Below are 13,203 nucleotides of genomic sequence, written 5' to 3' on the forward strand. Positions count from 1 at the left end.
AGCTCCTTTTAATTATTTATCATTTAATTTATAATTTTTCACTATATAATATTTAACAACAAAAAAGCCAGCTTTCGCTGACCTTTATATTGCCCATTTTTTGTTTCCTGTAAAAGATACATTCAACCACTTTTTATAATCAATATGCTTAATTGCATCATTTATTTCTTCTCTTACATTATCCATTTGATCTAATGTTTTTAACTTACTATCTTTATTATAAATAAAATCAATTTCAATTCTAAGTTCACGTCCAACCTTAGATACTCTTGTTATAGACTCTTCAAACTTATACTCTTCTTCAATTTCTTTAACTAATACATATATATCATCATTAATTTCGTCATTAGCTTTTACACATATTACTTCCTTAAAACTTTCTATAAATCCTTTTATAGGTATTCTAATACATACTAGCGATACTACAGCTGTCATACCTGGATCAATATATGAATTTAAAAAATTTAATTTTGTATTTGATATAATAATTCCTATTATAAATGCTACTAATACCGCTGTACTTAATGATGTATCCATAAGCCATTGAGTAAATTCTGCCTTAATAAGTTCTGAAGATAATGATTTTGATTTTACCTTCATATATAGTGAAATTGCTCCACACCCAATAACTGATATAATTGAATATATTATTGCTAATCCAAACTCTAAATTATTTCCACCTGTTAATATTGTTTTTATAGCTCCAACTAATGAATATAAACACATAATAGCTATTATTAATGATTTTATTGAAATAACTATTGGCTCTAAAATATGTTTACCAAAAGGAAATTTTTCAAAATCCCTCTTCGCCATATAATTATTAATATAAAGTGATAACATTGATAATATTACACTGATAAATGAATATAATCCATCGAATATAATCATATCAGAATCTAGCGCTCAACCCCATGCAATACCAAATAGTGCAAAGAATAACGCACCTACTACAGAGAGTTTTAATATTTTATTCTCTAGCTTCATTATTCTCACCTCTATTCTTAAATTTTAATTTTTTCAAAACTAGATACTTATATGATATACTACTGGACTTATTTGAGTAATGATTAAAATGCTGAGAAATTGCAACTAATATATCCATTTGACTATATGTAAAATTTTGAAAATAGCTTAAATGTACTTATTTTTGTTTAAAATGTACCTATTTAAATGTTTTTTTAACATTTTCTTTTTATTTTAATAATATACTTAATATTTTCATCTTTTAAATATAGTATTTTTTATTAGTAAACTTTATCTATATGTTATTAAAAAATAAGTATATAATATCAAGTGAAACTTATTTTAATAAAGGAGATTATTCATACATGAAAGAATTATTTGATTTATTTTGGACCTTTTGCAAAATTGGAGCCCTTACCTTCGGTGGTGGCTACGCAATGCTTCCTTTAATTCAACGGGAAATTGTTGAAAATAAAAAATGGTCTACAGAAAGGGAAATTTTAGATTATTATGCTGTTGGGCAATGTACCCCTGGGGTAATTGCTGTTAATACAGCTACATTTATAGGTTTTAAACTTAAAGGTATTATAGGAGGGATAGTTGCTACCTTAGGCGTAGTTTTTCCCTCATTAATAATAATATTAATTATTGCTTCTTTCCTTCAAAGTTTTGCTGATTTATCTATAGTTCAAAGTGCTTTCGCAGGAATACGAGTTGCTGTAGTTGCTTTAATAATTACTACTGTAATTAAATTATTAAAATCATCTATTAAGGATTATTTAGGTGTCATAATTGCAATTATTGCTTTTATAATATCTGCATTCATAGGTTTATCTCCTGTATATGTAGTAATAGCAGCAGGATTAACAGGATTTATTTCTAAATCTATAGGAGGTAAAAAATAATGATATACTTAACTTTATTTTTAGAATTTTTTAAAGTTGGTTTATTTTCTGTTGGAGGTGGACTTTCTACTATTCCATTTTTATATGAATTAGCTGACAAATATACTTGGTTTGATGAAAAAATGCTAATGGATATGATTGCTGTATCGCAATCGACTCCTGGTGCTATTGGTGTTAATATGGCTACTTTTGCTGGTTTTCGTGCTTCTGGTATATTAGGCGGAATAATTGCTACCTTAGGATTAGTTACTCCATCTGTTATAGTTATTATTATAATTGCTCATTTTTTAAACAAATTCAAAGAAAGTAGATCAGTTGAATCAATATTTTATGGCTTAAGACCTGCTGTTGCTGCTCTTATTGCAGCAGCTGGCTATCAAGTATTTAAAGTTTCAATACTAGCTTTAGATAAATTCAAAGTTACTCATAAACTCTTAGACTTAATTAATATTAAATCTACTATATTATTAATAATACTTATGTTTGCTATATCAAAATTTAAAAAGCATCCTATAGTTTATATAGTAAGTGCCGCCATCATAGGAATATTATTTAAGTTTTAATAAACAATATACTATAATTTTTAATATTATAATATCAATTATTTTTTAAATCATATAATATATTAGTTTTAATATATTAGGTGGTGAATAAATGAAAGCGGATATAGTTTGTGAAGGTGGTGGAGTAAAAGGAATTGCACTTTTAGGTGCAATTTATTACTTAGAGGAACAAGGATATACCTTTGAAAGATTTGCTGGTACATCAGCTGGTGCTATAGTAACTTCCTTATTAGCAGTAGGATATACAGGTAAGGATTTAAAAAGTATGCTCCTAAATCTAGATTTTAAAGATTTTTATGTAAAAAATAAATTAAATTTATTACCTTTTATAGGGCCAACTATAAGTTTATTTAAAAATAAAGGATTATTTTCTGGTAATAACATAGAAGAATACTTAGATAATTTATATAAAGCTAAAGGTAAAACTAAATTTAAGGATATATCCATCAACGGTGTTAGCCCTCTTAAGATAATTGCTTCTGATATTACAAATAAAAGATTACTTATTCTTCCTGATGATTTAGTAAAATATAATATTGACCCATTAGAATTTAGTATTGCTAAAGCTGTAAGAATGAGTATTAGCATTCCTTTTTATTTTAATCCTGTAATTCTTAATGATGGTAAAAATTCAAGTTTTATAGTTGATGGTGGATTGCTAAGTAACTTTCCAATTTGGCTATTTGACGTTGAAAATAATCCTCGTTGGCCAACCTTCGGACTAAAGCTAATTAGTAATAATAACTTAAAAATAGTTAGTCCAAGTAAAAGCAACTTAATAACTTACTCTTGTGATGTAATTGATACTATACTTACTAAGGATGATGAAGCTTTCTTAAATAATAAAGATTCAATAAGAACTATAAAAATTAGAACATATGATGTTGGTACAGTAGATTTTAATATTTCTAAAGAGGAATATATAAAATTATTTAATTCTGGTTATGATTGTGCAAAAAAATTCCTTGCTAAATGGAATTTTAAATCTTATATTTCTAGATATAGAAATATTGATAATTACTATCGAATATTCGGTTAAATCACCTAATTTCAATTCTAAATAGCAACGTATATAAAAATATTTAAATACGTTGCTATTCTTATATATAATTCACATTATTTTTCTCTAAATCATAAAATATAATTAAAGTATTTTTAGGAGTATTTTATGACCTCAATTATTTTATATAGTATAGCAATAATTTTACTAATTGTTTCACTTATAAAAGATAAAAGCAAAACAAAAAAAGCAATTATATTAGGCTTAAAATCATTTGAAAATATATTACCCCAATTCCTTTGCATAATAATAAGTGTGGGAATATTACTTTCATTTTTTACTACAGATACAATTTCTAAAATATTAGGTAATAGTTCAGGTTTTTGGGGTATCATACTTGCTGATATTATAGGTGCAATTACAATGATGCCTACCTTTGTTGCCTTTTCACTTGGTAATACGTTACTTTTAAATGGCGCTGGCTATTCTCAAGTAGGTACACTAGTATCTTCTTTAGTATTAATCGGTCTTATGACATTTCCACTTGAATCTAAGTATATTGGTAAAAGAGCTGCACTTTTAAGAAACTTAATTGCATTTCTATTTTCAATTATTGTAGGAATTATTCTTGGAAGGATTATGATGCTTATATGAATAGTATAATAAAAATTTTTAAAAGGTATAAATCCTTTTTAATATCGTTATTTGTACTTATTATATTATCCTTTTTTAGTAAAACTATACTTACTAAAACTATTAATACAACTACTTCTAGCATACTCCAAATGTTATCTGTTCTTCCTCCTATTATGATTATGTTAGGTTTAATGGATGTGTGGGTTCCACGAGAACAATTAATGAAATATATGGGGAATAACTCAGGAATAATTGGTATCTTTTTAGCTATGTTAATTGGATCGATAGCTGCAGGTCCTATGTACGCTTCTTTTCCATTTACTGCAGTTTTAATAAAAAAGGGTGCAAAATTTTCAAATATAATCACATTTATGAATTCTTGGTGTTTAATTAAAATCTCAACACTACTATTTGAATTTTCAGCTCTTGGTTATAAATTCACTTTAGTTAGGCTATTAATAGATATTCCCGGTGTTTTAATAATGAGCTATTTAGTTAATTTACTAATGCCAAAGGATTCTATAAATGAACTTTATAATAAATATAATTAAAAATTGAACCTCTTTCTACAAAACAATTAGAGAGAGGTTCAATTTTTAATTATATATATCTGAAAATTCAATATTACACTTTTCAACCTTTGATTTAGTTAACATAGTATTTTTTTTATTCTTATCTTCAACTTGCCTTATAGGTAGTCTTATAATAAATCTGCTGCCTTCATTAACTTTACTTTCTACATATATTTGTCCTTGATGCATTTCAACAAGGGATTTTACAAGAGATAATCCTATTCCACTTCCATTAAACCTTCTAGTTAATTTATTATCAATTTGTGCATACCTTTCAAATATTGTATTTAACTTTTGTTCTGGTATACCTATACCATTGTCCGCTACTGATATATAAATGTTCTTATCATCCTTTGCTATATTAACATATATTTTTCCACCATCTTTTGTATACTTAATTGCATTAGATAACAAGTTTAGTATTATCCTCTCTATTTTATCTGGATCACATGCAATTATCTCTTCTTCAATTTCAGTATCAAAAGTAAGTTCTATCCCTTTATCATTTACATACTCTAAAATAGACATAGTAATATCTTCAACAACACTTACAATATTATAATTACCTAATTCAATATCATAATATCCATAATCCATTTTACTAATATCAATTATATTATTAACCAACCTAAGAAGCCTATAGCAATTTTGTCTAATTGAATTCATATATTTATTTAAATTTTCCTCATCAGTTGCTTTTATATTTTTACTTTCTATATTTTTATTTATTACTTGCATAGTTGCCAATATTATATTTAGAGGTGTTTTAAACTCATGTGATATATTAGAAAAGAATTGACTTTTCATACTTTCCAATTCCATTGCCTTTTCATAAGCAATTTTTTCTTCCTTTATCTTCTTTTCCTCTGTTATATCTCTAGCTATTAATATATATATATTATCTTCTTCTATAAATCTACAACTACATTCAATCCATATATAAGTATTATCTTTACATCTAAATCTAAATTCTAATCCTTTAACTCCATAATTTATATTTTTGCTTGATATAACATCTAAAATAATTTTTAAGTCATCTTTATGAACAAAATTATGCCATTCATGTTCAAGGAATTCATCTTCATTCCACCCTAATGCTTTGCTACAGTATTTACTCACCTTTTTAAAATTACCATCTCTACCTACTATAGCCATAAAGTCTAATGAAACTTCAAAAAAATATTCTAAATCACTTTTCCTTTGTCCACTTATAGCTAATTTCATTTTATACTTCCCCCCCTAAAAACTCCACTCCACACATTGAAATATAAAGTATCACTTCAAAATTATTACATTATTTACATTTTACTATTTTAAATTACTTTCTTCAACCTTTTTTTTCCATAATTTCAAAATTACTTGTATTTACACTTTAATTTATAGCAACTATTTTTTCTTATATAATTTTAAGGTTAAATATTTTAGCTATGCTATTATATTTGTTAAATACAGATTCTTCCTTATAAAATACCGGAAACTTTTCATTATAGTTTCCCCATATAGTAAAAGGTTCTTTTGTAAAATATATAGTAGAAAATAATATTTCTTGAACTGTTATTCTGGCTATAAAAGGAATACTTTCTAAAGTTAGATTATAATAAATTCCCTCTTCACTATTTTTACATTCAAATTTTTCTATAAAATCTGTGTCCCTTAAATCTAAAAGCTCTTTAAAGCGTCTTTTCTCATCATCCTCTAATATATTATAGTAAAAATCAACATAGGAATTTTCTACTCCATTTAACTTAACAGCTTCCTGTAAAAAACTAATTATACTTTTTTCAAAATCATCTGATTTATCATTTTCTAAAACTTTCTTTTCAAATCTATTAATTCCTTCTGTAATATTATTAAATCTAATGTTAACTTTATCCTTAAAGTCATTTTCATTAACTGAAATTAACATATAATCACTCCTATATTTGAATTTTAACTATTTTTATATTAATAAATTCTAATATTCTTCTAGACCAATATAATTATACAAAAAAACTATTCTTAAAAGTATCCTAAATTTTATAATAAAAAAACAACAGATAGATTAATAAAAACTATCTATTGCCTTCAAATTAATTTTCATATGTTCGCAATATACCTTCTGCAATAACTCTTTTAGTAGATCTCATATCCATAGCTTGTTTTTCTATATATCTATGTGCCTCAGACTCAGTCATATTTAAATATTGTATTAAAATACATTTAGCCCTATCTATCATTCTAATATCTTCAATTTTTTGTAACAACTCATTGTTTTCTTTCTTTAATAGGCACATTTTATTATAAGTTGCATTAGCTAATTTCAATGCACTCCAAAATATAGTTCTATTCATAGGCTTTGCGATAGTAATTACACCATCACCTTCAACCTTTTCACTTACTTCATCATATATGTCAGATTTAACAATCAGAATGGCTTGCCCTATTCCTGTTGATACTATATTTCTTGCAAACTCCTCCCCAAATTCATCTACTAATGGTGCATTTATAATACATAAATCAAAATCTCTTTCAATTAAAAGTCTCCTGGCTTCTCCACCATTTTTAGCTGTAATTATATCTCCATAGGAGTTTTGAGAGAGCACTTCAGTAAAAAAATTGGTTCCTTTTTTACTGCTTGATACTATTAAAATGTTCTCCAATAAATCGCCCCCATTACTATAGTTATCGCTAGAAGTTATTATTAAAATTTATATAACCCCACTAATTTAACTTTTAATTTATAAACTATATCTCCTAACTAAACTATAATTCTTCTAAATATTTTATATATATTCAAAATATTTTCTTTTTATCAGTTCTTTATCATCATCATTTAAATATTCTCTAATTTCATTTTCTTTTAATTCAATATATCTATCTAATACCTCTTGTCCTATTATTTCCTTTATAAATTTACTATTCTTGGCAATACTTAACGCCTCTTCAAGACTTTCTGGTAATGTATCTATATTTTTTAGTATATCGTCACCTGCAGTATATAAATTTTCATTTATTGCTTCTGGTAATTTAATTGAATTTTCAATTCCATAAAGCCCAGCTCCTATAATTAAAGCAAAAGCAATATATGGATTTATAGCTGAATCTGGAGATCTCAATTCTATTCTTGTCTTTTCTCCAGTTGCTGCTGGTATTCTAATTAATTGAGAGCGATTTTGATGAGACCATGATATATATTTAGGTGCTTCAAACTTTCCAAACCTCTCATAAGAATTCACTAATGGATTTAAAAATAAAGTTATTTCCTTGACTTTGCTTAGTATTCCCGCTATAAAGCTTTTAACACTTTCTTGATCCCACTTATTATTTTCAAATATATTAATCCCATTTTTTGATAGTGATAAATTTATATGAAGACCATTTCCACTATTGTCCTCTATTGGTTTTGGCATAAAAGAAGCAAAAAGTCCATTTCTTGCAGCTATTGCTTTTACAACAGATTTAAATGTTATAAAATTATCTGCAGCTGTAAGAGAATCACTATACTTAAAATCTATCTCATTTTGTCCTGGTCCTTGTTCGTGATGAGAACTTTCCGGACTTATACCCATTTCTTCTAAACATAAGCATATTTCTCTTCTTATGTTTTCTCCCTTATCTATAGGTGCTATATCCAAATAACCACCTTTGTCATGGGTTACCATAGTAGGCTCCCCGTCCTCATCGGTCTTAAATAAATAAAATTCACATTCAGTTCCTATATAAGGTGTGTATCCCTTTGCCATACACTTTTTAATCATATTTCTTAATATATCTCTACTATCATAAATAAATTTTTCTTTTTCCGGTGTTCTTATATCACAAAAAAACCTAACAACTCTTCCCTGCTGTGGCCTCCAAGGTAATACACTCAAAGTACTTGGATCAGGAAATAATAATAAATCTGATTTAGAGACATCTGCAAACCCTTTAATTGCTGATGCATCAAAAGAAACCCCCTCTTTGAAAGCTCGCTCTAATTCATTTGGCATAATCGAAATATTCTTTTGAGTCCCAAAAAGATCACAAAAAGCTAATCTTATAAATTTAACATCATTTTCTTTAATAAACTGTAACACTTCTCTAACAGCATATGTCATATCTCTTCCCCCTGTTAACTATAAATATATAATATTTTATAATAGCTTTTGCTCTTGAATTAACAACATAATATTTCCTTTATACTACAACTCTATTAAAAATATCTTAAAACATTAAAAAGGTGCTCATCAAATAAATTTTTTAAATCTATAGTTATCATAAGACAATTTTATCTTATGATTAATCAATACCTTTAAAAAACATTTGATGAACACCTTTGTTCTTTTCTAATATTATACAATATAAACACTTTTTTATCAACATTTGTAATTTCATTTTTTTACTTTTTTTCAAAAAAACTATTTACATTTTTAAAATTTGGGCATATAATACTTACATAAACAGCAAAGGCGCTGTGGACTATATAAAAAGTCCACGGTGCCTTTTTCTATTTTAAAGGGGGTTATTAATTATGAAAGATATACCAAATCTATTTGGAAGTTTAGTTTTTAATGATAGCGTTATGAAAGCAAGGTTGCCTAAAGAAACTTATAAAGAATTGAAGAATACTATTAAAGCTGGTAAGCATCTTGATTTAGCAGTTGCTAATGTTGTTGCAAATGCAATGAAAGATTGGGCTATAGAAAAAGGTGCAACTCACTATACTCACTGGTTCCAACCTATGACTGGTGTTACTGCTGAAAAACATGATAGCTTTATTTCACCTGATAAAGATGGAAATATAATAATGGAATTCTCAGGTAAGGAACTTGTCCAAGGTGAACCTGATGCTTCAAGCTTTCCATCTGGTGGCCTTAGAGCTACATTCGAGGCTAGAGGATATACAGCTTGGGACCCAACTTCTTATGCATTTATAAAGGATGGAACTTTATGTATACCTACTGCTTTCTGTTCATATAGCGGAGAAGCATTGGATAAGAAAACTCCAGTTTTACGTTCAATGCAAGCCTTAAATAAACAAGCATTACGTATATTAAAGCTTTTCGGAAAAGATGATGTTAAAAAAGTTATAACTACCGTAGGTCCTGAGCAAGAATATTTCCTTGTTGATAAAGAAATGTATGAAAAAAGACCTGATTTAGTTTTTTGTGGTAGAACTTTATTTGGTGCAAGACCTCCAAAGGGCCAAGAAATGGAAGATCATTACTTCGGCACTATTAAATCTAGGGTTTCAGCTTATATGAAAGACCTTGAAGAAGAGCTTTGGAAACTTGGTGTATTAGCTAAAACTAAGCATAACGAAGTTGCTCCAGCACAACATGAACTTGCACCTATATTTACCACAACTAATATAGCCACAGATCATAACCAACTTACAATGGAGCTTATGAAATCTATTGCTAATAAACATGGATTATCATGCTTACTTCATGAAAAACCATTCGCTGGAGTAAATGGTAGCGGTAAGCACAACAACTGGTCAATTTCTACAGATACAGGGGTTAACCTTTTAGAACCTGGTGACACTCCATCTGAAAATGCACAGTTCTTATTATTCTTATCAGCAGTTATTAAAGCTGTTGATGATTATCAAGATTTACTACGTGTTTCTGTTGCAAGTGCTGGAAATGACCATAGACTTGGTGCTAACGAAGCTCCTCCTGCTATAGTTTCTATGTTCCTTGGAGATGAATTAACAGATATAATTACAGCCATAGAAAATGGTACAAACTATATAGATAAAGGTAAGAGTGAAATGGAAATTGGTGTTCGTGTATTACCTAAGTTCTTTAAAGATACTACTGATAGAAATAGAACTTCACCATTCGCTTTTACTGGCAACAAATTTGAATTTAGAATGCTTGGTTCTACATTCTCAATTGCAGGTCCTAATATTGTTTTAAACACTATCGTTGCTGAGGAATTAAGACAATTTGCAGACACTTTAGAAAAGAGTACTAACTTTGATGAGGATTTAAATACTCTTATCAAAAATACAATAAGAGATCATAAGAGAATTATATTTAATGGAAATAACTACTCAGATGATTGGATACAAGAAGCAGAAAAGAGAGGTTTATTAAACTTAAAAACTACTCCAGATGCTCTTCCTTATTTTATTCATAGTAAAAATGTTGAATTATTTACTAAACATCACGTTTTCTCTGAAAGTGAATTATATTCAAGATATGAAATTTTAATGGAAAATTACTGTAAAACTATTCATATAGAAGCTTTAACTATGATTGATATGGTTAAAAAATATATAATTCCTTCTGTTTTAAGCTATCAAGGTGAAATTGCAGGAATAGCAAATAGTAAAAAACAACTTATTCCTACGCTTTCATGTGAATTAGAAGAAAAATTACTTCAAGATCTATCAAGATTGGGAAATTACCTTTATGCTAAACTAGATACTTTAGAAACATCTGTATTAAATGCAAAGAATAATTCCGATTTACTTGAAAGTGCAAAATACTATAGAGAATCAATATTTATCAACATGCAACACTTACGTGGAGTAGTTGACGAACTTGAAACATTAATAGGTAAGAATCACTGGCCTCTTCCTACCTATGGAGAACTTTTATTCAGTGTCGATTAAATAGTTACTACACAATGGCGTGTACTTTACATTAGAGATTCATACTCTCTAGTAATGTATACGCCTATTGTTTTATAAAAATATAAATTAATAAAGTTATAAGTTTTAAAAGTATATTCGGAATTATAAATAACAATATATTATTAATTTAATTCCTAACTCTTAACTTCTAACTATTTTAAGGGGGTATATTTATGTATTCAGCATTAGACACAATTTGGACATTACTTGGAGCCGCACTAGTATTTTTTATGCAAGCAGGATTTGCAATGGTAGAAACAGGATTTACAAGAGCCAAAAATGCCGGAAATATAATAATGAAAAATTTAATGGATTTTGCCATAGGTACTGTAGTATTTTGGTTTATAGGTTTTGGGCTTATGTTTGCAGGTGATGGCTCTATCATCGGAGGAATAGACCTTTTTATACAAGGTGATTATAGTAGTTCAATTCCAACATTTGCTTTTGTAATATTCCAAACAGTTTTCTGTGCCACTGCTGCTACCATAGTTTCTGGAGCTATGGCAGAAAGAACTAAATTTTCAGCTTATTGCTTGTACAGTTTAATAATTAGTGCCTTTATTTATCCTATTTCTGGTCATTGGATTTGGGGCGGTGGTTTCTTATCTCAAATGGGATTCCATGATTTTGCTGGTTCTACTGCAGTTCATACGGTTGGTGGTATTGCTGCTTTAATTGGTGCTAAAATTCTAGGTCCTCGTATTGGAAAGTATTCCAATGATGGAAGTGCTCATGCTATACCTGGACATAGCTTAACTTTAGGTGCCTTAGGCGTATTTATTCTTTGGTTTGCTTGGTTTGGATTTAATGGTTGTTCTACTGTTTCAATGACAGGTGATGCTTCAATATTATCTGCAAGTACTATTTTTATGACTACTAACATAGCTGCAGCAACATCTACTGTAACAGTTATGATAATAACTTGGCTTAGATATAAAAAACCTGATGTTTCTATGACCTTAAATGGTTCATTAGCAGGCCTTGTCGCTATTACAGCTGGTTGTGATATGGTTAATCCTTTTGGTGCTTTCTTTATAGGCCTTATAGCTGGTATTGCTGTTGTATTTGCTGTTGAATTTATAGAAAAGAAACTTAAAATAGATGATCCTGTTGGTGCAGTCTCTGTACATGGTGTATGTGGCGCCCTTGGTACTATATTAACTGGATTCTTTGCTATTGATGGTGGATTATTTTATGGTGGTGGATTTAAATTCTTAGGCACTCAAATATTTGGTGTTTTATGTGTTATTGCTTGGGTTGCTATTACTATGACTATTATATTCTTAGCAATTAAACACACCGTTGGTCTTCGTGTTTCTACTGAAGAAGAAATTGAAGGTCTTGATAAAAAAGAACATGGCCTTGAAAGTAGTTATGCCGATTTTATGCCTATGACATACCCTGTTACTAACATGGCATTAGTTGAAGACTCTACATCTATTGAGCCTGATAATATTAAAACTGATACTACAGATACAATACCAGTTGTTTACAACACCTCTAAATCAAATGCTAAGTTTACCAAAGTTGTTATACTAACTAAACAAGATAGATTTGAAAGATTAAAGGTAGCTTTAGATAAACTAGGTATTACTGGTATGACTGTAACTAACGTTTTAGGATATGGCATGCAAAAAGGTTCTACCGATTTCTATAGAGGTGTTCCTTTAGAAGTTACTTTGTTACCTCAACTAAAAGTAGAAATTGTTGTATGTAAGATTCCTGTAGATACATTGGTTAAGGTTATTAAGAAAGCTTTATATACCGGTAAAATTGGTGACGGTAAAATCTTTGTTGAGGATGTAGAAAATGTAATAAAAATTAGAACTAACGAAGAAGGATATGATGCTCTTCAAGATGAAGAATAAAAATAATGCCTGTATCACATAAGATACAGGCATTATTTTTATATAAACACTAATAATATAATAACTTTTCTATCCTTTAAGCTATCTGT

12 protein-coding genes are annotated in these 13,203 nt (G+C 28.3%); 7 read left to right on the forward strand and 5 right to left on the reverse strand.

All coding sequences use genetic code 11. The annotated features are described in order from the left end of the window. Positions 1-84: 84 nt before the first annotated feature. Positions 85-891 carry a cation transporter gene (locus tag Q0G30_RS08675; protein ID WP_195963987.1) on the reverse strand — a complete coding sequence of 269 codons (807 nt, stop codon included), beginning with the start codon at positions 889-891 and terminating at the stop codon, positions 85-87. 440 nt (positions 892-1,331) lie between these two features. On the opposite strand from Q0G30_RS08675, the gene Q0G30_RS08680 reads away from it, so the two are divergent. The 5 genes from Q0G30_RS08680 (at position 1,332) to Q0G30_RS08700 (ending at position 4,621) form a co-directional block, all read left to right on the forward strand. Beyond that, entirely contained in the window at positions 1,332-1,871 is a 540-nt protein-coding gene (locus Q0G30_RS08680; RefSeq protein ID WP_195963986.1) for a chromate transporter, read from the forward strand. Further along, complete coding sequence (locus Q0G30_RS08685) at positions 1,871-2,434, forward strand: chromate transporter (protein ID WP_148321552.1); 564 nt, start codon at positions 1,871-1,873, stop codon at positions 2,432-2,434. The genes Q0G30_RS08680 and Q0G30_RS08685 overlap by 1 nt, the downstream gene beginning before the upstream one ends. Before the next feature lie 91 nt (positions 2,435-2,525). Further along, a complete protein-coding gene (locus tag Q0G30_RS08690) occupies positions 2,526-3,473 on the forward strand; it encodes a patatin-like phospholipase family protein (RefSeq protein WP_294388947.1) in 948 nt (315 codons plus the stop codon). A gap of 129 nt (positions 3,474-3,602) precedes the next feature. After that, on the forward strand, positions 3,603-4,088 hold the full coding sequence (locus Q0G30_RS08695) for a permease (protein ID WP_294388948.1): 486 nt from the start codon (positions 3,603-3,605) through the stop codon (positions 4,086-4,088). Beyond that, complete coding sequence (locus Q0G30_RS08700) at positions 4,085-4,621, forward strand: permease (RefSeq protein WP_294388950.1); 537 nt, start codon at positions 4,085-4,087, stop codon at positions 4,619-4,621. Before Q0G30_RS08695 ends, Q0G30_RS08700 begins: the two co-directional genes overlap by 4 nt. Before the next feature lie 45 nt (positions 4,622-4,666). Here the strand turns inward: Q0G30_RS08700 and Q0G30_RS08705 are convergent, their stop codons facing one another. The 4 genes from Q0G30_RS08705 to Q0G30_RS08720 all read right to left on the reverse strand — a co-directional run bounded on the left by Q0G30_RS08705 (position 4,667) and on the right by Q0G30_RS08720 (position 8,718). Then, entirely contained in the window at positions 4,667-5,866 is a 1,200-nt protein-coding gene (locus tag Q0G30_RS08705; protein WP_294388952.1) for a PAS domain-containing sensor histidine kinase, read from the reverse strand. Positions 5,867-6,038: 172 nt separating this feature from the next. Further along, on the reverse strand, positions 6,039-6,548 hold the full coding sequence (locus Q0G30_RS08710; RefSeq protein ID WP_148321547.1) for a hypothetical protein: 510 nt from the start codon (positions 6,546-6,548) through the stop codon (positions 6,039-6,041). 163 nt (positions 6,549-6,711) lie between these two features. Continuing rightward, on the reverse strand, positions 6,712-7,281 hold the full coding sequence (locus tag Q0G30_RS08715; RefSeq protein ID WP_148321546.1) for an ANTAR domain-containing protein: 570 nt from the start codon (positions 7,279-7,281) through the stop codon (positions 6,712-6,714). Positions 7,282-7,404: 123 nt separating this feature from the next. Next, positions 7,405-8,718, reverse strand: coding sequence for a glutamine synthetase family protein (locus Q0G30_RS08720; protein WP_294388959.1), 1,314 nt, complete (start codon positions 8,716-8,718; stop codon positions 7,405-7,407). A gap of 413 nt (positions 8,719-9,131) precedes the next feature. Between Q0G30_RS08720 and Q0G30_RS08725 the strand changes: the two genes are divergently transcribed. Together Q0G30_RS08725 and Q0G30_RS08730 are read left to right on the forward strand one after the other, a co-directional pair. Next, positions 9,132-11,225 carry a glutamine synthetase III gene (locus Q0G30_RS08725; RefSeq protein ID WP_294388961.1) on the forward strand — a complete coding sequence of 698 codons (2,094 nt, stop codon included), beginning with the start codon at positions 9,132-9,134 and terminating at the stop codon, positions 11,223-11,225. Positions 11,226-11,419: 194 nt separating this feature from the next. After that, positions 11,420-13,114, forward strand: coding sequence for an ammonium transporter (locus Q0G30_RS08730; RefSeq protein WP_294388963.1), 1,695 nt, complete (start codon positions 11,420-11,422; stop codon positions 13,112-13,114). Positions 13,115-13,203 lie beyond the last annotated feature (89 nt).

It is taken from the genome of uncultured Clostridium sp. (assembly GCF_934754925.1).
In the GTDB taxonomy this organism is placed as follows: domain Bacteria; phylum Bacillota; class Clostridia; order Clostridiales; family Clostridiaceae; genus Clostridium.

Coding starts and splice junctions, on each gene's coding strand:
- Q0G30_RS08675 (WP_195963987.1), bottom strand. CDS start 891: ATGATTATATTCGATGGATTATATTCATTTATCAGTGTAATATTATCA.
- Q0G30_RS08680 (WP_195963986.1), top strand. CDS start 1,332: ATGAAAGAATTATTTGATTTATTTTGGACCTTTTGCAAAATTGGAGCC.
- Q0G30_RS08685 (WP_148321552.1), top strand. CDS start 1,871: ATGATATACTTAACTTTATTTTTAGAATTTTTTAAAGTTGGTTTATTT.
- Q0G30_RS08690 (WP_294388947.1), top strand. CDS start 2,526: ATGAAAGCGGATATAGTTTGTGAAGGTGGTGGAGTAAAAGGAATTGCA.
- Q0G30_RS08695 (WP_294388948.1), top strand. CDS start 3,603: ATGACCTCAATTATTTTATATAGTATAGCAATAATTTTACTAATTGTT.
- Q0G30_RS08700 (WP_294388950.1), top strand. CDS start 4,085: ATGAATAGTATAATAAAAATTTTTAAAAGGTATAAATCCTTTTTAATA.
- Q0G30_RS08705 (WP_294388952.1), bottom strand. CDS start 5,866: ATGAAATTAGCTATAAGTGGACAAAGGAAAAGTGATTTAGAATATTTT.
- Q0G30_RS08710 (WP_148321547.1), bottom strand. CDS start 6,548: ATGTTAATTTCAGTTAATGAAAATGACTTTAAGGATAAAGTTAACATT.
- Q0G30_RS08720 (WP_294388959.1), bottom strand. CDS start 8,718: ATGACATATGCTGTTAGAGAAGTGTTACAGTTTATTAAAGAAAATGAT.
- Q0G30_RS08725 (WP_294388961.1), top strand. CDS start 9,132: ATGAAAGATATACCAAATCTATTTGGAAGTTTAGTTTTTAATGATAGC.
- Q0G30_RS08730 (WP_294388963.1), top strand. CDS start 11,420: ATGTATTCAGCATTAGACACAATTTGGACATTACTTGGAGCCGCACTA.